This is a genomic window from Flavobacterium chungangensis, assembly GCF_042654045.1.
Classification (GTDB): Bacteria; Bacteroidota; Bacteroidia; order Flavobacteriales; family Flavobacteriaceae; genus Flavobacterium; species Flavobacterium chungangensis.
The window spans coordinates 294,418-313,712 of record NZ_JBHSFY010000001.1 but is presented as its reverse complement, the minus strand read 5'-3'; the positions used below and the strand labels follow the sequence as shown (position 1 = coordinate 313,712).

The window sequence follows — 19,295 nt, the reverse complement described above, 5'->3', positions numbered from 1 at the left end:
GATTATCCTTTTAAATTTTTTAAATTATCGATACTGATTGATCCGATATTTCTAAAGATAGAAACTAAAATGGCCAATCCTACCGCAACTTCGGCTGCAGCAACCGCCATCGAGAAGAACACAAAAACTTGTCCTTGTGCATCTTGATGATAAGTTGAAAAAGCAACAAATAAAAGGTTTACCGCATTCAACATAATTTCGATAGACATGAAAACGATAATAGCATTTCGTCTGTACAATACACCAAAAATACCAATACAGAAAAGTACAACACTTAAAAAGATGTAGTTTTCAATACCTATTTGATTTAATATATTACCCATTATTTATTTAATTTTTCTTTTTTAGACAATAGAACTGCTCCAATCATAGCAACCAAAAGTAGGATCGAAGCAAATTCGAACGGAACCATATATTCGTTCAATAATATTTTACCTAAAACTTTAATTGATTGGAAATCTTCTCCAGTAGAATCGTATTCACCCACAATTGGTTTCGAGTTAATAAAGATTGCAATTAAAACAATCAATATTAGACAGAAAGAAACAATTGCACCTAAACGTGTGATTCTAGGTCGGTGAACTTCTCGCTGTTCGTTTAGGTTCATCAACATGATAGTAAACAGGAACAGAATCATAATAGCTCCGGAGTAGACTATTATATGAACAACAGCTAAGAACTGAGAATTTAATAGTAAATAATGACCAGCAATTGAAAAGAAACAAATGACCAAGTAGATGGCACTATGAATCGGGTTTCTGCTGAAAATAGTCAAGAAAGCAGTAATAACGGTAATAAACGCTAAAAAGCAAAAGATAACTTGAACAGTTGTTGCGTGTGCAAAATCAGGAATATGTATCATTTAGTTAGCGTTTTTAAGTTGAGCGTTTTTCAAAGCCATTTCTAAAGGCATTACTAATTTATCTTTCCCGAAAATGAAATCTTCTCTATTGTAATTAGCAGGAACTAAAACTTTAGATTCAGTTAGGTAAATAGCGTCTTTTGGACAAGCTTCTTCACATAAACCACAGAAAATACAACGAAGCATATTGATTTCGTAGATTTCTGCATATTTCTCTTCTCTATACAAGTGTTTTTCATCAGGTTTGCGTTCTGCAGCTTTCATAGTAATCGCTTCTGCAGGGCATGATAAAGCACATAATCCGCAAGCAGTACAGTTTTCACGACCTTGTTCATCGCGTTTCAGCATGTGCTGGCCACGGTAAACTGGACTCATTTCACGAACCTGCTCTGGGTAATGAATGGTAACTTTTTTTCTGAAAAGGTGTTTTACTGTAATAACCAAACCTTTTACAATCGCCACAAGATACAATCGTTCAACAAAAGACATGTCTTTATTTGACACCACCTTTTTTCTACCCGATAATGATATAGTTTCTATTGACATTTTTACTATTATAGTTTATGATTTATAATTTGACATCGATCAAATTCAAAATCTATTTTGTTTTTATTTGAAGCTAATTACAGTTCTTAGAATCCTAAAGCGGCTAAGATTTCGTGTCTTAAAATAACAACACCTGTAATCATGATATTAATGATCGAAAGCGGAATTAAAATTCTCCAGCCTAAGTTCATTAATTGGTCATATCTAAATCTTGGAATTGTCCAACGTACCCACATATAGAAGAAAATGAAGAAACATATTTTTATAAATAATGCTCCAATTCCTAATAAGTTTGCTGTATTTACACCTACATTTTCTACCATCCATTGCATTCCTGGGTAGTTGTATCCACCAAAGAATAATACAGAAATAATAGTGGAAGAGATAAACATACTTGCGTATTCAGCAAATAAATAGAATCCCATTTTCATAGATGAATACTCGGTATGGTAACCTCCAATTAATTCGTTTTCACATTCTGCTAAATCGAAAGGAGTTCTGTTTGTTTCTGCAAATGAACAGATTAAGAAAATTAAGAATGATAAAGGCTGATAAAAAACATTCCAATTCATTCCTTGCTGTTGTAATGAGATTTCTTTTAAACTCATTGTTCCAGTCATCATCAATAAAGCAATTATTGATAATCCCATTGCAACCTCGTAAGAAACCATTTGAGAAGCGGCACGAATAGCTCCCATCAAAGAGAATTTATTGTTAGAAGCCCATCCACCAATCATGATCCCGTAAACTCCAACAGAAAGAACTCCGAAAATGTACAATAAGGCAATGTTTACATCTGTAGCTTGAAGAATAATGTCTCTTCCGAAAAGATGCAAACGATCTCCCCAAGGAATTACAGCACTAGTCATTAAAGCGGTACTCATTGCAATTGCAGGTCCAACTACGAATAAAAATCTATTTGGTGTGTTTGGGAAAAACTCTTCCTTAGAGAACAATTTCATACCATCTGCAAGTGGTTGTAATAAACCTCCCCATCCAGCACGGTTTGGTCCAACACGATCTTGCAAGAAAGCAGCAACTTTACGTTCTGCCCAAGTAGAATACATCGCCATGATCATTGTTACCGCAAAAACGACAACAATAACAACACTTTTTTCTATAATAAATGCACTTTCCATTTCTTACTATTTTTGATCTTTATCAGTTAATGGAATTGCAGCCATACTAATCTTTTTACGGTCAATATCTCTACCTAAAAGGATATTCTTTTCTGTATCGATGGTAACTTTCTCTAATTTTTGAGTGTAATTGTTTTGGTTGATAACAGAATCTTTTTCAAATTCTCTTGGTCCTTCAATAACCCAGTCATTCACATTTTTATGATCAAAACGACAGCTGTTACAGATGAATTCTTCCACTTCATGGTATTCGTCTTTACGACCAGTTACACGCTGAATTTCTCCACCAAACATCCAAACTGTAGTTTTTCCGCAGCATCCTGGAGTAGTACATTCTCTGTGTGCGTTATAAGGTTTGTTAAACCAAACTCTTGATTTAAAACGGAAAGTTTTATCTGTTAAAGCTCCAACTGGACAAACATCAATCATGTTTCCAGAGAACTCATTGTCGATCGCTTTAGAAATTCCAGTTGAAATATTAGCGTGGTCACCACGATCCAATACTCCGTGAACTCTGTTGTCTGTCAATTGATCTGCAACTTGCACACATCTTTGGCATAAAATACAACGGTTCATGTGAAGTTGAATATTTGGACCAATATCTTCTGGTTCAAATGTTCTTTTTTCTTCAATGTAACGTGATTTCGGATTTCCGTGCTCGAAACTTAAATTCTGTAAATCACATTCACCAGCTTGATCACAAATAGGGCAATCTAATGGGTGATTGATTAATAAAAATTCTGTTACAGATTTACGGGCTTCAGTTACTCTTGCAGACGATTTACTGTTTACTTCCATACCATCCATACATCCTGTTACACAAGATGCCATTAATTTTGGCATTGGTCGTGGGTCAGCTTCACTTCCTTTAGAAACTTCAACTAAACAACAACGACATTTACCGCCGCTGCCTTTTAATTTTGAGTAATAGCACATGGCTGGCGGTACTAAATCTCCTCCAATCATACGTGCAGCCTGCAGGATTGTTGTTCCTGGTTCTACGTCTATACTTTGACCGTCTATGGTTACTTTCATCTCTTAATTTTGTTTTTTTAGTTTCAGGTTTCATGTTTCAGGTTGTAACCTAAAACTAAAAAAACTTGAAACTTGAAACTATTTTAAACTTTTGTGTTGAAAGTCGGAATATTCAAAAGAGTTGCTGTCCTTTTAATATTTTTAACTTTATAACTTTCTGCTATATATTTTTTAAACGATTACTTTACCGCCAACTAAATGCTTAACTTGTGAGAAAGGCTCGGCAACAAAGTGATCTCTATTTTTAATTTTTTCTGGGAAACGAACGTGATATTCAAATTCATCTCTAAAGTGACGAATCGCTGCAGCTACTGGCCAAGAAGCAGCGTCACCAAGCGGACAAATTGTGTTTCCTTCAATTTTACTCTGAATGCTCCACAATAATTCGATATCTTCTTCACGGCCTTGACCGTTTTCGATTCTCCATAAGATTTTTTCTAACCATCCAGTTCCTTCACGACATGGAGTACATTGTCCGCAAGATTCGTGGTGGTAAAAACGAGCAAAGTTCCAAGTGTTTCTAACCACACAAGCAGTGTCATTGTACACAATAAATCCTCCAGAACCTAACATAGATCCAGTAGCAAAACCACCATCACTTAAAGATTCGTAAGTCATTAAACGATCTTCGCCATTTGCTGTTTTGAAAATCAATTCAGCTGGTAAAATTGGCACAGAAGAACCTCCAGGTACAAATGCTTTCAAAGGTCTGCTTGAAGACATTCCTCCTAGATATTCATCAGAATTCATGAATTCGTCCACACTTAAACCTAATTCAATTTCGTAAACACCAGGATTTTTAATGTGCCCTGAAGCAGAAATTAATTTAGTTCCAGTAGAACGTCCAATTCCAATTTTTGCATAATCATCACCAGAATTGTTTACAATCCATGGCACCGTCGCAATAGTTTCAACATTGTTCACTACGGTTGGGTTTGCCCAAAGACCAGAAACTGCTGGGAAAGGCGGTTTAATACGAGGGTTTCCTCTTTTACCTTCCAATGATTCAATTAATGCTGTTTCTTCTCCACAGATATAAGCTCCAGCTCCACAGTGTACGTGAAGTTCAAGATCATAACCTGATCCTAATATATTTTTTCCTAACCATCCGGCAGCTTTTGCTTCGGCGATTGCTCTTTCTAAGATTTTGAAAACCCACATATATTCTCCACGAATGTAGATATACGATAGGTTAGCGCCCAAAGCATAGCTTGAAGTAATCATTCCTTCGATCAATAAGTGAGGAATATATTCCATCAAAAATCTGTCTTTGAATGTTCCAGGCTCAGATTCGTCGGCATTACAAACTAAGTGTCTTGGTTTTCCTGATTTTTTATCAATAAAGCTCCATTTCATTCCCGCAGGGAAACCTGCTCCACCACGTCCACGTAATCCTGATTTTTTTACTTCTTCGGTAACTTCGTCTGGAGTAAGTGTTTTTAAAGCTTTTTCTACAGAAGCATAACCACCATTTTGGCGATACACTTCGTAGGTTTTAATTCCAGGAATATTGATTTTATCTAATAATATTTTTTGTGACATCTTATTTATCGTGTAATATTATTTTATCATCTCTACAATCAGCAATGATCTGATCGATTTTTTCTTCTGTCAGTTTTTCTTTGTAGAAATCACCCAATTGCATCATTGGAGCATATCCGCAAGCACCTAAACATTCTACACCAGCAATGGTAAACATTCCGTCTGGAGTTGTTTCGCCCATTTTAATGCCAAGTTTTTCAGAAGTATAATCCATTAAATCCTCGGCACCTCTTAAACAGCAGCAAGAAGTCTGGCAGAACTCAAACATATACTTACCAATTGGCTTCTGGTTGAACATTGTATAGAAAGTAACCACTTCATAAACCTCAATTGGTTTTATCTGAAGAATCTCGGCAACTTTATCTTGCAATTCAATACTAAGCCAGTTGTTATGTGCATCCTGAACTTCGTGCAAAACAGGCAATAAAGCCGATTTTTGTTTGCCCTCAGGATAATGACTGATTAATTCATTGATGCGGTTCATCAATGCCTCAGTCATGTTTATTTCTTGTTTGTAATGTTTACGTTCCATTTTTATTTTAGATTTTAGATTTTAGATTTTAGATTTTTTCAAATCTTTATCTATAATCCTTATTCTGCAATCTTTGTTTTAAGTTTTAGATTCTTCAATCTGAATTTTTCAATTCCTAATTATAATTTTAAACCTAAATTCTAAAATCTGCATTTTTCATCCAGCAATCTAAAATCTACAATCTAAAATCTACAATCTGTTAGGCATCTAATTCTCCAGCAATTACGTTCAAACTTGATAGAATGATAATTGCATCAGAAAGCATAGCGCCTTTAATCATTTCTGGAAATGCTTGATAATAAATAAAGCATGGTCTTCTGAAATGTAATCTATATGGAGTTCTACTTCCGTCTGTTACTAAATAAAAACCAAGCTCTCCATTTCCTCCTTCTACTGGATGATAGATTTCTGCAACTGGTACAGGAACTTCTCCCATTACGATCTTAAAGTGATAAATTAAAGATTCCATAGAAGTGTAAACATCTTCTTTTGGAGGAAGGTAGTAATCTGGAACTTCAGCGTGATATTCGTTTCCTGGAGGCATTTTTTCTAACGCCTGACGAATAATGCTTAAACTTTCCCAAACTTCAGCATTACGAACACAGAAACGATCGTACGTATCTCCTGATTTTCCAACAGGAACAATAAAATCGAAATCTTCGTAAGAGGAGTAAGGTTGTGCTACACGTACATCGTAATCAACTCCTGCAGCACGTAAGTTTGGACCTGTAAATCCGTAAGCCATTGCTTTTTCGGCAGTGATACCACCTACGTTTACAGTTCTATCAAGGAAAATTCTATTTCTCTCGAATAAGTTTTGGAATTCTTGCCAAACTGGTGGGAATTCTTCAAGGAATTTATCTAGTTTTTTGAAAACTTCTGGAGACCAGTCTCTTTCAAAACCACCAATTCTTCCCATATTTGTAGTCAAACGAGCTCCACAAATTTCTTCGTAGATTTCGTAGATTTTTTCTCTAAATTGAAAAACGTATAAGAAACCAGTATACGCACCAGTATCTACACCTAAAATCCCGTTACAGATAATGTGGTCTGTAATACGAGCCAATTCCATCACGATAACTCTTAAATATTGAGCTCTTTTAGGAACTTCAATGCCTAATAGTTTTTCTACAGTCATCCACCATCCCATATTATTGATAGGAGAGGAACAATAGTTCATACGGTCTGTAAGAGGTGTAATTTGATAAAAAGGACGATTTTCGGCAATTTTTTCGAATGCTCTGTGGATGTAGCCAATAGTTGGCTCAGCCTCAAGAATTTTTTCACCATCCATCAACAAGATATTTTGGAAAATACCGTGTGTAGCAGGGTGAGTCGGACCTAAATTCAGTACAGAAAGTTCGCTTCCGTCTTCGTTTAGTCTCTCCTTAATTATTTTAGCATATCGATGCTCTGGTGGTAATAATAGTTCTGACATTTTATAATGTTGAATTATTTTTTAGCAATTTGTTGTTGTTCTTCCGAAGAATCGGTCATCCTTATCTGTTCTTCCGCTGTCTTCCAATGGGAATTCTTTTCTCATTGGGTGAGACTGCATTTCATCCATATTTAAAATACGTTTCAATTGAGGATGTCCAATAAAGTCAATCCCGTAGAAATCGAAAGTTTCTCTTTCCATCCAGTTGGAAGACAAGAAAATGTTTGAAACCGATTTAATTTCTGGTTTTTCGCCGTTTAAGAAAACTTTGATTTTCAATCTTTTGTTTTCGTACCAGTTGTGTAAATGATAAACAACTGCAAACTGACGTTCTGTTTCGTTATCTGGATAGTGAATTCCGCACAAATCGGTTAAGAAGTGAAAACGTAATTCAGGATCATTTTTAAGGAATAGAATTAGAGGCGTAATTTTATCAGCCGAAGCTTCTAAAGAAAAAATATCTCTTTCTTGCTGAAAGTTAAAAACATCATTATTAAATGTTTCTACAAGTTTGTCTTGAATTTGGGTATTTTCTAAAGCCATCTTATGAGATATTATATGAAGCTAATAATTCTTGGTATTCAGGTGAGCTTCTTCGTCTCACAGATTCGCTTTTTACCAGGTCTTGAAGTCTCATAACTCCATCAACAATTTGTTCTGGTCTTGGCGGGCATCCTGGCACATAAACATCAACAGGAATTACTTTGTCAATTCCTTGAAGAACAGAATACGTGTCAAAAACTCCTCCTGATGAAGCGCATGCTCCAACGGCAATTACCCAGCGAGGTTCTGCCATTTGTTCGTATACTTGTCTTAAAATTGGAGCCATTTTTTTAGAAATAGTTCCCATTACTAATAACATATCGGCTTGTCTTGGCGAGAAACTTACACGCTCAGAACCAAATCGAGCTAAGTCATAGTGAGATGCCATTGTTGCCATGAATTCGATACCACAGCATGAAGTCGCGAAAGGAAGCGGCCATAATGAGTTAGCTCTTGCTAAACCAACAACATCACTAAGTTTTGTAGCGAAGAAACCTTCACCAGTAACTCCTTCTGGCGGCGCAACCATATTTACTTTTGAATCGCTCATTTTATTTTAGATTTCTGATTTTAGGTTTTAGATTCATTGAAATCGTAAAAAGTAAAATCAATTTTTTAAATCAGTACTTTAAATTTGAATTTAAATTTTAAATCTCAATATTAGATAAATCTAAAATCTCCGATCTAAAATCTAAAATCATTATTCCCACTCTAATGCTTTCTTCTTGATGATGTAAAAGAAACCAACTAAAAGCAAAGACATGAAAACTAACATTTTTAGCATTCCTTCAATTCCTAAGTCTTTAAAGTTTACTGCCCAAGGATAAAGGAAAATAACCTCTACGTCGAATAATACGAACAAAATGGCAACTAAGAAGTATTTTACAGAAAATGGAATACGGGCGTTACCAACAGATTCGATACCACACTCGAAGTTTTTATCTTTTACTTCAGAGGTTCTTCTTGGTCCTAATTTTCCAGAAATAATGATTGTTCCTACCACAAAACCAACAGCTAGAATAAACTGCATTAAAATAGGAATGTAACTGTATTGATCAGATTGCATAAACTTCGATTTTTTACTTAAAAAATGAGCCACAAAGATAACTTGGAACTCTGTAAAACACAAGCTAAAAAAGGATTTAAGTAGGGTAGTAAACCGCGTTTATGTCTAATTTTTATTCATTATAAATAACATTGCGTTATTTTAATATTTTTTTAAGAATTGGGTAAAAAAAAACGTCCCGATACTTCGGGACGTCTTCTGAGACCATTCAGAGGCAAAAAAAATAAATTGCTATATTTTTCTTAGATTACTGCTACTTTAGCAGCAACTTTCCCTTTTCTTCCTTCTTCTTCTTCATAGCTTACACGGTCACCTTCGCGTAATTCTTCCGCGTTAATTCCTGAAGCGTGAACGAAGATGTCTTTTCCTGTTTCTTCGTCTGTAATGAATCCATAACCTTTAGATTCATTGAAAAATTTTACTGTACCTGTACGCATTTGTAATGTAATAATAATTTATAATAAAACAAATGTAATATTTAAAATCATACAAAAGACATATACGTGTTAATTTTTTGTAAAAATTATTGATTTACAGTGTTTTTACGCGGTTTATTGCGTCAATTTATTTATAAAATACCATAATTTGCGAATCATTAATTGTAGGAATATAAAAACATTACGTTTGTAGGAATATGATAATTCGAAAAAAAACAGCCTTTAAGATTTTTCTTAGTATTTGGTTAAAAACAAAAAGCCGCTGAAATTTCAGCGGCTTTTTGTTTTTTTATGAATAATTTACTTCAAATTAAGCAATATCTACTTTAATTCGAAGTTCTTTTAATTGTGCGTCGTCAATCGCAGCAGGAGCATCGATCATTACATCGCGTCCTGAATTGTTTTTAGGGAAAGCGATGAAATCTCTAATTGTTTCCTGACCTCCAAGAATTGCCACAAGTCTGTCAAGACCAAAAGCAAGTCCTCCGTGAGGCGGTGCTCCAAATTGGAAAGCATCCATTAAGAAACCAAATTGTGCTTTTGCTTCTTCTTCAGTAAATCCTAAATATTTGAACATTAATTTTTGTGTCGCTTTATCGTGAATACGAATAGATCCACCACCAATTTCATTTCCGTTTAAAACCATATCATAAGCGTTTGCACGAACTTTTCCAGGTTCTGTTTCTAGTAAAGCCATATCTTCTGGTTTTGGAGAAGTAAATGGGTGGTGCATCGCATGGTAACGACCGCTTTCTTCATCTAATTCTAATAATGGAAAATCTACAACCCATAATGGAGCAAATTCTTCAGGATTACGTAAGCCTAAACGAGTTGCTAATTCCATACGTAAAGCAGAAAGCTGAGCACGTGTTTTGTTTGCTGGACCAGAAAGAACAAAAATCATATCTCCAGGATTTGCTTCTGTTGCTTTTGCCCAGTTTATCAAATCGTCTTGATCGTAGAATTTATCTACAGATGATTTGTAAGTTCCGTCTTCGTTGCATTTTACGTAAACCATTCCTGATGCTCCAACTTGTGGACGTTTGACCCAGTCAATTAACCCGTCGATTTCTTTACGAGTATAATTTCCTGCTCCAGGAACCGCAATTCCGACAACTAATTCTGCTGCATTAAATACAGGGAATTCTTTGTGTTGTGCAAATTCATTTAATTCTCCAAACTTCATTCCGAAACGGATGTCCGGTTTGTCGTTTCCGTATGTTTTCATGGCGTAGTCGTAAGTAATTCTTGGGAATTTATCTACTTCAATGCCTTTAATTTCTTTTAATAAATGTCTTGTCAATCCTTCGAAAATATTTAAGATATCTTCTTGCTCTACAAATGCCATTTCGCAGTCAATCTGAGTAAACTCTGGCTGACGGTCTGCACGTAAATCTTCGTCACGGAAACATTTCACAATTTGGAAATATTTATCCATTCCACCTACCATCAATAATTGTTTGAAAGTTTGCGGAGATTGCGGTAAAGCATAAAACTGACCTTCGTTCATACGACTTGGCACAACAAAATCTCTTGCTCCTTCAGGAGTCGATTTGATTAAATATGGAGTTTCCACTTCGCAGAAATCTAAATCAGAAAGATATTTACGAACTTCCATTGCCACTTTGTGACGGAATAATAAACTATTTTTTACTGGATTTCTTCTGATGTCCAAGTAACGGTATTTCATTCTGATATCTTCTCCACCGTCAGTTTCATCTTCAATTGTAAAAGGAGGAGTAAGTGCAGTATTTAAAATCGTTAATTCTGAAACTAAAATTTCAATTTCACCAGTTGGGATGTTTTTGTTTTTAGCTTCACGCTCAATAACAGTTCCTTTTACCTGAATTACAAATTCACGTCCAAGTGTTTTTGCCAATTCAAAAACAGTTTTATTAGTACGACTTTCGTCAAAAATAAGTTGTGTAATTCCGTAGCGGTCACGTAAATCGACCCAATTCATAAATCCTTTATCGCGTGATTTTTGAACCCAGCCCGCAAGTGTAACTTCGGTATTAATATTTGAAGCGTTTAATTCGCCACAATTATGACTTCTATACATAATCAAAATTTTAGACTGCAAAAGTAAATACAAAATTCAAGATAATATAGTAAAGTGATAAGTTGATGCAGAATAATTTTAAATATTTTGTTAATTCCAAAAAGTGGAAGCTTTAATTTCTTTAGTTTTGATTATCTAAAAACTAATTGAAATACCTATGAAAAAACTCTTTGTTGCAGGATTAGTAATTTTTAATACTTTAAACATAGTCGCTCAAGACACAAATTCTATCAAGTTTACGGCTACAATTGCCAATAGAAATAGTGATACTTTAATAATTAAGGGAAGAGATAATTTTGAGAAAATAATCCCGATTGATAAAAAAGGAGTTTTTGCAACCGCTTTTGATGCTCCTCAAGGATTTTATGTGTTGTATGATGGGAAGGAATCTTCTAATTTGTATTTAAAGCCAAATTCTGAAGTCAATTTGACACTAAATGCGCAAGAATTTGATGAAACGATTGTATATAAAGGTAAAGGAGTAGAGGAAAGTAACTTTTTAGCGCAACAGGCCTTAAAGGATGAAAACTTTACTAAAGAGGCTTTTACTAAAGAACCGAATGAATTTGCTGCTTTACTAGACGGCAAATTGAAATCGGATACAGAAAAAATAGAGAAGAGTGATTTTCCGGCCGAGTTTAAAACTGCCTTAAAGCGCAGTTTTGAAAGTTTCCACCAATATGTAGCGCAAGATTATGAAAGGGTTTTAAAATCAAATAAATTTATAGGAAAAGCTTCTCCGAGTTTTGATTATGAAAATTATAAAGGAGGAAAAACCAAACTTTCTGATTTTAAAGGAAAATATGTTTACATTGATTTATGGGCAATTTGGTGCGCACCATGTAGAGCTGAGATTCCGTATTTAAAAAAGCTTGAAGAAAAGTATCATGGCAAAAATATCGAGTTTGTGAGTATTTCTATTGATAAATTGAAAGACAGTGAGAAATGGAGAAAATTTGTTGCCGATAAAAGCCTTGGCGGTACACAGCTTTTAGCTGATAAAGATTGGGAATCTGAGTTTATTGTTAATTATAATGTAACTGGAATTCCAAGATTTATTCTGTTAGACCCAAGTGGTAATATTGTAAAATATGATGCTGCAAGACCTTCAGACCCAGAATTGGATAAACAACTTACAGCATTATTGAACTAATTTATTTACGAAATTTACAACGTTATCGTAAAGTTTAAATATTTCTAAAATACCAGTAAAACCAGTGCCTGAGCGCTGGTTTTTTTATTAGGTCTATTTTTCCAATGTTAAGTTTTTAATCAATGTTACCAAATTGTTAAGTAAAAGTTTTTTTAATGTAAACTATTAACTATATTTGATAAAGATTTCTTAACATTAATACCTAAAGATATGAAAAAGAGTGTAATTTTAGCTGCAATATTGTTCTCAGGAATTGTAGTTGCACAAGAAGGAAAGCCTGAATTAGAAGCTGCTGGAAACAAGGTAAAAGCAACGTATTACTATGAAAGTGGTAAAGTGCAGCAAGAAGGCTTTTTTAAAGATGGTAAATTAGACGGTGTTTGGGTATCTTATGACGAAAATGGAAACAAAAAAGCCGTTGGAGAATACGCAGACGGAGTTAAAACTGGAAAATGGATTTACTTTAATGAAGACAGCTTGAAAGAAGTTGCTTATGTTGACAACAAAGTAAGTTCGGTTAAAAATTTACAGAAAAATGCTTTAGCAAACAGAAATTAATCACATAATTTCAGTCCAATTATAAAAAAACCGTCCCGTTAAAACGAGACGGTTTTTTTATGCTTTTACTTTTTTAGATTTCTTGTTTCTTCCAAACCAAATTATAAATCCAGTGATAGGAAGTATGGCAGCAATTAGGCTCACGGTAAAAGCTATAATTTTTCCTGGAAGATCTAAAACTTGCCCTGTATGTATTCCGTAATTCATTTCTACCACTTGTAATCCCAAAGTCTTTTTATCAAATGTCTGGCTTTGAATCAATTTTCCGCTTGACGGATGAAAATAATAATTGCTCTGCTGATCGTAACGTAAGGTATGCGGATAAGCACCTGTACTCACAATATCGCCTTTTTGTTGTGGAATCATTACAAAGAACATTTCTGCTTTTGGCTGTAATTTTAAGGTTTGAGTAAATGCTTTGTCAATTGCAGTAACTGAATTTGCTTTGAAAGTGGTTGTGTCAATCACAGGCATTTTGGTTTCGGCTGCTTTGTCTCCGCCAAAATTGAAAGATTTATAAATTCCGTCGCCAACCCATTCGTACGTAAAAGTAAGTCCGGTTATAGCCAGAATTAAGGCAATTAATGAAATGTAAAAACCGTTAGTATTATGCCAGTCGTAATTGACTCGTCGCCATTTTGCATTCCATTTAATGGTGAAACTTCTTTTAATGTCACTTTTTCGTTTCGGCCACCATTGTATAATTCCCGAAATTAATAATAGAATAAAAATAATGGTTGCGCCACCAATAATATGTTTTCCAATGTAATCGGGCAGGAGAAGGTACAAATGAATGTATTCTACAATAATAAAGAAATCGGTTTTTGGATTTTCTGTTTTTAAATATTTGCCTGTATAGGGATTAAAATAGAGATATAAATTCTCTGTGTCCGAATAGGTATAAACAATTGCCGATCTGTTTTTTCCATAATAAGCAACCATACTGGTTTTGTTTGCCGGAAGAACTTCCTTCGCTTTTTTCTGTAATTCAGATGGTAATAGAAAAGGTTTGTTTTGAGGTTCAACCAAACGCTATTCTTTTCTTGTGATGTCTTTTATTTCGTCGTGAAAACAAAAAATGCAGCCCGTAATACAAACTATAAAAACAATAAGCCCAGAAATTAATCCGAGCCATTTGTGTATAAAGCGTATTTTGGTTTTGAATCCCATATTTTCATTAAAAGCGTAAAAGTATACGCAAAATCGATATGAGACAAATTATTCTAAAGTATTTTGTTTACAAGTGTGAGTTTGTGCTTACAAAGAATTGATTTCTCAAAGCACTAAGTTTTTATTTTAAAGCCACAGAAATTGAAAAGATTTTCTCCCGCAGATTTTATGGATAAAATAATGTTAAAAAAATCTGCAGAATCTGCGTGAAACAAAACTTAGCGTCATCGCGCCTTTGTGGCAAAAATCATTTAAGAAACGACTTTTTTAGACTTTAAATGATAAGCGGTGTATAATGAAATTCCAGCTAGGAAAATCCAGAAAACATCGATAAAGAAAATCTGAAATTTGTTTTCCATAAATGAAGTCCAGAACCAATTTCCAGAAACGATTCCGTTGGTAATTGGAATTAAGAATCCTAAAATACTTCCTGAAATCAGGCAGAATTTGTTGGTAAAAGCATCATTCTTTTTAATAATAAAGAAGATGGTTAGCAATAGCCAGCCTCCAAAATAAAGTGCATACAAATTTGACTGACTTAACGGATAGAAAATTTTGCTTCCTATAAAAGCTAGTGCTGTAATTGGATACATACTCAAGCAGATTGCCAGATAAATGCGAACAACGGCGTTATTGAAACGTCTTTTCTTTTCTGGCATATTGTTTTTTTGTCGGGCAACAAGCCAAATCATTACTCCGGAAATAATGACAAAACAGGTTATAATTCCTAAAATGAAGCTTACAATTTTTAAAGCATATCCGCCATAATCGCCAAAATGTATTCTATACAAAACATTTTTTACAATATCCAAATAACTGGTTTGTGCAATTGGGTCTTTTTTGGCAATTTCTTTTCCGTCGGCAACTCTGTAAACTACTTTTCCAATCCCAGTAAACTTTTTATGGCTTAAAAGTTCGCCTTCTACCAAAACATGCATATTGGCATCTCCATAATTTTGGATAAAAACACGGGTAATTTCAAAGTCGGCCCAATTCTTTTTGGTTTTGGCAACCAGCTCATTAATATTAAATGGATTGGCCAGTTTTTTATTTTCAAATTTATAATCGGGATCTGTATATTCCAGTTCCTTGTATAGTTTATCTTGGTCTCCTTTGTATAAAGCCATTACGGCTGGTGCTACAATTAAAAGTTTAATCATAAAAAATGCTCCTGTAACTGCATATACAAATTGAAATGGCAACCCAATCATTCCTAAAGCTGTATGTGCATCTGTCCAAAGTGTTTTTAATTTTTCTTTTGGACGAAACATATAAAAATTAGAAACAATTTTATTCCAATGCAACAAAACGCCTGTTATGATTGCGAATAAAAAAAACAAAGCTGTAAATCCAGATAAATAGTATCCTACAGGATATGGAATTTGTGCCAGAAAGTGCAGACGGTATAAAAGCTCACCTAATGAATACGATTCTTCATAAGTATAGCCTTTGTAATTTTTGTTGTCTAAATAGAAAAATTCTCCTGCTTGCTGTTTTTTTGGAGCCAAGGTATCTTTGGTTCCTTCCATATAAACAGCTACTCGATTTTCTACTGAAGGTTTAGAAATAGTGATATTTCTTCCGTGCAAAACATATTTTTTGTCCAGATGCTGCAGTGCGTTATTGTAATCTAATTGAATTTCTCTTGTGATTGCTGTAGATTCACTTCTTTCCCAATTGATGATTTCATCTCTAAAAAAAGAAAAAGATCCAGCGAAGAAAATTACAAAAAGAACTACACTGATAACGATTCCGCTGACAGTATGCGTGTGAAAATAGATATTGTAATGACGGTTGTTCATAAATATTATTGTGCCGTATTATAGGTTTGACCCAAATAGATGAAAAGACAAAAAAGTAACGAAAGCAAGATATAAATTCCCCATATTTTCCAACCACTTTTGGCTAAAAATGCGATGATCATTAAAGCGACCCATAGAATAAAACCGCTAAAGGCCATTGTGATTAATACATTGGCACGGTTAAACCAAGAAGCTAAAGCCAAATGAAAAGTTACAGAAACAAAGTATCCTCCTAAAATTGCAGCAGTAATTTTGGAAAAGCGTGGCCAAAAAGAGGGATTTAGATATTTTGAATTTGCTGGCATAATTTGATAAGGATTACTGGTAGTAGAATTCTGTTAGTGCAATAAAAACCAGTAATGCCAAAAGTAACTTACTGTTTATTTTTTTTAATGGTGTAAGGATAATGATTAAACTTCCAACTGTCATGAGCTGAATAAAAAACATCAAAGTGCCACAGCCTAATGATTGCGTAAAAAGCCACATCATATAAGCAGATAACAAAAGCATTAAGCCAATGATTTTAGTTTGTTTTGGATTTTTCTGCATCCATTTTTCAAAACCCAAATCATAAGACAATACAGCTCTTTTTGAAGTATAATAAAGAGTGTAAAAAGCTAAAAAAACGATAACGCTGGCAGTTGTAATCATAATCTTTAAAATTTAAAAAACACCTTTCTTTTTATGAGAAAGGTGCTTTTGCTGTTTTTTATTAGAATCTGTATGAGAAGTTCGCTGCTACAGTTCTCATGTTTCTTGGATGAATTGTTGACCAACCATCATATGTATCAACATTAGCAATATTGTCTAATTTTAATGTCAATGTGTATTTTTCTGTTCCGTAGAAAATAGAAGAATTTAAAACAGTATAAGAAGGTATTGTAAATTGACCAACACCGTTTCTGTTCATGATTAAGTTTTTGTCAGCATAGTTTCCTCCAAATCCTAAACCAAAACCTTTTAAATCTCCTTCTGGGAATTTATAACTTGCCCAAAGATTTGCTAAGTTTCTAGGTCCTGAACTTTCTGGTCTACGTCCTACAAAAGAAGGATCTCCAGCGTTTAAGACAGCATCAACATAGCTGTAACCTGCTACGATGTTTAAACCATCAATAGGGTTTGCAACGAATTCTGCTTCAAAACCTTTATTTCTTTGTGCTCCATCTTGGTAAGGTGTTTGAGATGTTGCCGTATAAACTACATAAACTTGGTCTTTTACCTGAATGTCATAGTAGCTAAATGTCGCGTAAAGTTTATCTTTAAATACGTTTAATTTTGTACCAATTTCAAATTGGTTAGCGTGTTCTGGTTTGAAAGTTCTTGGGCGAGTAGTTCCGTCACCTAAAATTTCTGTTACTGGAGCAGAATTAGCAAAACCATCCATATAGTTTGCAAAAAGCGAAACTTTATCTATAATTGGCTGATAAACGATACCAAATTTAGGAGAAAATGCAGTTTGATTAAAATCATCAGCATTTGTTGATAAATCACCAGCAGTTACAAAACGGTCAACACGTAAACTTGCCATTGCTGATAAAGCAGGTGTAAAATTGATTACATCAGAAAAATAGGCGCTGTAAACTTCTTGTTTTGTTTTGTTCATACTAATTCCAGCACTTGCAATAAGAGCATCAGTTCCAGCTTTAGTTAAGTTTCCATTATCTCCATTAGTAATGTATTTAGTAGGATCTGTGATGTTGTAAAGATATTGATTCACAGTTGCAACATCTAAATTACCAATATAAACATTACCATTTCTTACGTAATTAGAGCTATTGTCAACCATACCTCTGTTGAAGTAGTCTAAACCAACAACAAGACGGTTTCTTAGGTTTCCTATTTTAAAGTCTCCAATAAAGTTTTGTTGAATATCTGTTGTTAGAGTTGTAGAATTTTGATAATTCATAGAACGTCCTAAAACAATTCCTTCGCTTATTTCAGCTGGAGCGTACTGAGTTCCTTCGTATAAATAGCTATAGTATCCATTAGATGAAGAAGAACCTCTTGAAACTACAGTTTGTGAAGTCCATTGGTCGTTGAATTTGTACATCATTTGACCTTGTAAATTGTATGAAGGAGTTTCGATTGCCAATTCATTACTAGTGTAAGAACGTTTGTTGTCGTAACCTAATTCATTCATATTGTGAACCCTTAACGGAGCTGCTCTGTCTAAAAATAACATAGTAGCGTTCGTTTGTTTGTTGTTCATGAATTCTGTATTAATGAAAAACGAAAGTTTATCATTTACTTGGTAAGATAATGATGGAGCAAAAAAGAACGATTTTTTAAATCCAGCATCTTGGAAACTGTTTTCTGTATGATAAGCGGTATTTACGCGGAAATTAATTCTGTGTTCCTCATCTACAGGAGTATTAACATCTGCCGTTACTCTGTTTAAACCGTTGCTTCCAGCAGTGTAGCTAACTTCTCCTCCAAAACGATCATAAGGTTTTTTTGTAGTTAAGTTAATTAAACCTCCATAAGAGATTAAACTGCTTCCGAATAAAGTACCAGAAGGCCCTTTAATTACTTCAATTTTATCTATGTTAGCAGGATCTAAACCTCCGTTTGTTAATCCTGGTAATCCATTAGTCATTGTTGGTTGTACAGCAAATCCTCTTAAAGAGAAATAACCTGCACCATCACCTCCACGACCTGTAGAAGCCCAAAGAGGTGTTAATCCTGGAGCATTTTTAAGCGCATCGTCAAGATTGGTAACTACTTGTTCTTTTAGTAACTCAGCAGTAATTGTAGTATAAACTTGTGGGTTTTCAAGATTTTTAAGAGGTAATCTTGATACTTGTTGTGTTTCTTTACGAGCTAGCGGATTTTTTCTGTTTCCGTTTACAACAATTTCATTTAATTCTTGAGAGTTTTCACTAATTCTAAAATCCTCAATAATTGAATCGCCACCATTAAGGCTAACATTTTTTTCTTTAGAAGAATAACCAATTCCAGAAACTTTTATCACATAGTTGCCTGGTTTGATATTTTTAATTTCATAGAAACCGTTGGCGTCTGTGTTAGTTCCTATTTTTGTTCCTTTCAATGTGACAGAGACATTATCTGCAGCTTGATTATTTGTTAAGCTAATTTGACCTTTAATAGTTGCTTTTTCTTGAGCCAAAGCAGATACGCTGGTCATTAAAGCAAAACAAAAACTCAAAAAAGAAATTGTAAATTTTAATTTCATTTTTATTTAGAATTAATTTTGATAGTGCAAATTTAATTGTTGGACTGCAACTAAACAAGTTATTCTTATTTATTCTAAATTAAATATTTTTTAAAGGGTAAAATTTACATTTTTTTAAAAAATTAACACCTTAAGCTAAAATTAAGCTAATCTTAAGCAAAAAAACCTGTTCAAATTAATGAACAGGTTTTTATTATTGTCAAAAATTACTTTAAAA

At 34.0% G+C, this 19,295-nt stretch carries 19 protein-coding genes and 1 pseudogene; 2 read left to right on the top strand and 18 right to left on the bottom strand.

The genetic code is table 11. The features are described from left to right. Positions 1-2: 2 nt before the first annotated feature. From nuoK to aspS, 13 genes are all read right to left on the bottom strand, one after another. Entirely contained in the window at positions 3-323 is a 321-nt protein-coding gene (gene nuoK, locus ACFO3N_RS01400; RefSeq protein WP_008466103.1) for an NADH-quinone oxidoreductase subunit NuoK, read from the bottom strand. Beyond that, positions 323-862, bottom strand: coding sequence for an NADH-quinone oxidoreductase subunit J family protein (locus ACFO3N_RS01395; protein ID WP_308067632.1), 540 nt, complete (start codon positions 860-862; stop codon positions 323-325). The genes nuoK and ACFO3N_RS01395 overlap by 1 nt, the downstream gene beginning before the upstream one ends. Beyond that, positions 863-1,408: a NuoI/complex I 23 kDa subunit family protein gene (locus ACFO3N_RS01390; protein WP_111286267.1), complete on the bottom strand. Its 546-nt coding sequence runs from the start codon at positions 1,406-1,408 to the stop codon at positions 863-865. A gap of 86 nt (positions 1,409-1,494) precedes the next feature. Next, a complete protein-coding gene (nuoH, locus tag ACFO3N_RS01385) occupies positions 1,495-2,547 on the bottom strand; it encodes an NADH-quinone oxidoreductase subunit NuoH (protein WP_095929647.1) in 1,053 nt (350 codons plus the stop codon). A 6-nt stretch (positions 2,548-2,553) separates the two neighbouring features. Next, positions 2,554-3,582, bottom strand: coding sequence for an NADH-quinone oxidoreductase subunit G (locus tag ACFO3N_RS01380; RefSeq protein ID WP_111286263.1), 1,029 nt, complete (start codon positions 3,580-3,582; stop codon positions 2,554-2,556). A gap of 171 nt (positions 3,583-3,753) precedes the next feature. Continuing rightward, on the bottom strand, positions 3,754-5,124 hold the full coding sequence (gene nuoF, locus ACFO3N_RS01375; protein ID WP_201999056.1) for an NADH-quinone oxidoreductase subunit NuoF: 1,371 nt from the start codon (positions 5,122-5,124) through the stop codon (positions 3,754-3,756). A gap of 1 nt (position 5,125) precedes the next feature. Next, on the bottom strand, positions 5,126-5,656 hold the full coding sequence (locus ACFO3N_RS01370; protein WP_057115709.1) for a complex I 24 kDa subunit family protein: 531 nt from the start codon (positions 5,654-5,656) through the stop codon (positions 5,126-5,128). Between the two features lie 199 nt (positions 5,657-5,855). Beyond that, positions 5,856-7,094 carry an NADH-quinone oxidoreductase subunit D gene (locus ACFO3N_RS01365; RefSeq protein ID WP_095929651.1) on the bottom strand — a complete coding sequence of 413 codons (1,239 nt, stop codon included), beginning with the start codon at positions 7,092-7,094 and terminating at the stop codon, positions 5,856-5,858. 21 nt (positions 7,095-7,115) lie between these two features. Next, complete coding sequence (locus tag ACFO3N_RS01360) at positions 7,116-7,637, bottom strand: NADH-quinone oxidoreductase subunit C (protein ID WP_379794928.1); 522 nt, start codon at positions 7,635-7,637, stop codon at positions 7,116-7,118. A 1-nt stretch (position 7,638) separates the two neighbouring features. Next, the gene (locus ACFO3N_RS01355; protein ID WP_095929653.1) at positions 7,639-8,187 is read right to left on the bottom strand and encodes an NADH-quinone oxidoreductase subunit B; all 549 of its coding nucleotides are present in this window, start codon (positions 8,185-8,187) and stop codon (positions 7,639-7,641) included. Between the two features lie 150 nt (positions 8,188-8,337). Next, entirely contained in the window at positions 8,338-8,703 is a 366-nt protein-coding gene (locus ACFO3N_RS01350) for an NADH-quinone oxidoreductase subunit A (RefSeq protein WP_095929654.1), read from the bottom strand. A gap of 242 nt (positions 8,704-8,945) precedes the next feature. Then, positions 8,946-9,140, bottom strand: a complete 195-nt coding sequence (locus tag ACFO3N_RS01345; RefSeq protein ID WP_007137066.1) for a cold-shock protein — start codon at positions 9,138-9,140, stop codon at positions 8,946-8,948. Between the two features lie 310 nt (positions 9,141-9,450). Further along, the gene (gene aspS, locus ACFO3N_RS01340; protein WP_379794927.1) at positions 9,451-11,202 is read right to left on the bottom strand and encodes an aspartate--tRNA ligase; all 1,752 of its coding nucleotides are present in this window, start codon (positions 11,200-11,202) and stop codon (positions 9,451-9,453) included. 157 nt (positions 11,203-11,359) lie between these two features. On the opposite strand from aspS, the gene ACFO3N_RS01335 reads away from it, so the two are divergent. Both ACFO3N_RS01335 and ACFO3N_RS01330 read left to right on the top strand, forming a co-directional pair. Further along, complete coding sequence (locus tag ACFO3N_RS01335) at positions 11,360-12,355, top strand: TlpA family protein disulfide reductase (RefSeq protein WP_379794926.1); 996 nt, start codon at positions 11,360-11,362, stop codon at positions 12,353-12,355. Positions 12,356-12,565: 210 nt separating this feature from the next. Beyond that, on the top strand, positions 12,566-12,913 hold the full coding sequence (locus ACFO3N_RS01330; RefSeq protein WP_095929657.1) for a toxin-antitoxin system YwqK family antitoxin: 348 nt from the start codon (positions 12,566-12,568) through the stop codon (positions 12,911-12,913). A gap of 57 nt (positions 12,914-12,970) precedes the next feature. Here the strand turns inward: ACFO3N_RS01330 and ACFO3N_RS01325 are convergent. From ACFO3N_RS01325 to ACFO3N_RS01305, 5 genes and pseudogenes are all read right to left on the bottom strand, one after another. Then, a pseudogene (locus ACFO3N_RS01325) lies at positions 12,971-14,083 on the bottom strand (PepSY-associated TM helix domain-containing protein). Positions 14,084-14,334: 251 nt separating this feature from the next. After that, the gene (locus ACFO3N_RS01320) at positions 14,335-15,885 is read right to left on the bottom strand and encodes a PepSY-associated TM helix domain-containing protein (RefSeq protein ID WP_379794925.1); all 1,551 of its coding nucleotides are present in this window, start codon (positions 15,883-15,885) and stop codon (positions 14,335-14,337) included. 5 nt (positions 15,886-15,890) lie between these two features. Then, positions 15,891-16,190, bottom strand: coding sequence for a hypothetical protein (locus ACFO3N_RS01315; protein WP_320494617.1), 300 nt, complete (start codon positions 16,188-16,190; stop codon positions 15,891-15,893). 13 nt (positions 16,191-16,203) lie between these two features. Then, on the bottom strand, positions 16,204-16,536 hold the full coding sequence (locus ACFO3N_RS01310; RefSeq protein ID WP_250834461.1) for a hypothetical protein: 333 nt from the start codon (positions 16,534-16,536) through the stop codon (positions 16,204-16,206). Positions 16,537-16,597: 61 nt separating this feature from the next. Continuing rightward, positions 16,598-19,078 (bottom strand): TonB-dependent siderophore receptor, encoded by a 2,481-nt coding sequence (locus ACFO3N_RS01305; RefSeq protein ID WP_379794924.1) that lies wholly within the window; start codon positions 19,076-19,078, stop codon positions 16,598-16,600. Positions 19,079-19,295 lie beyond the last annotated feature (217 nt).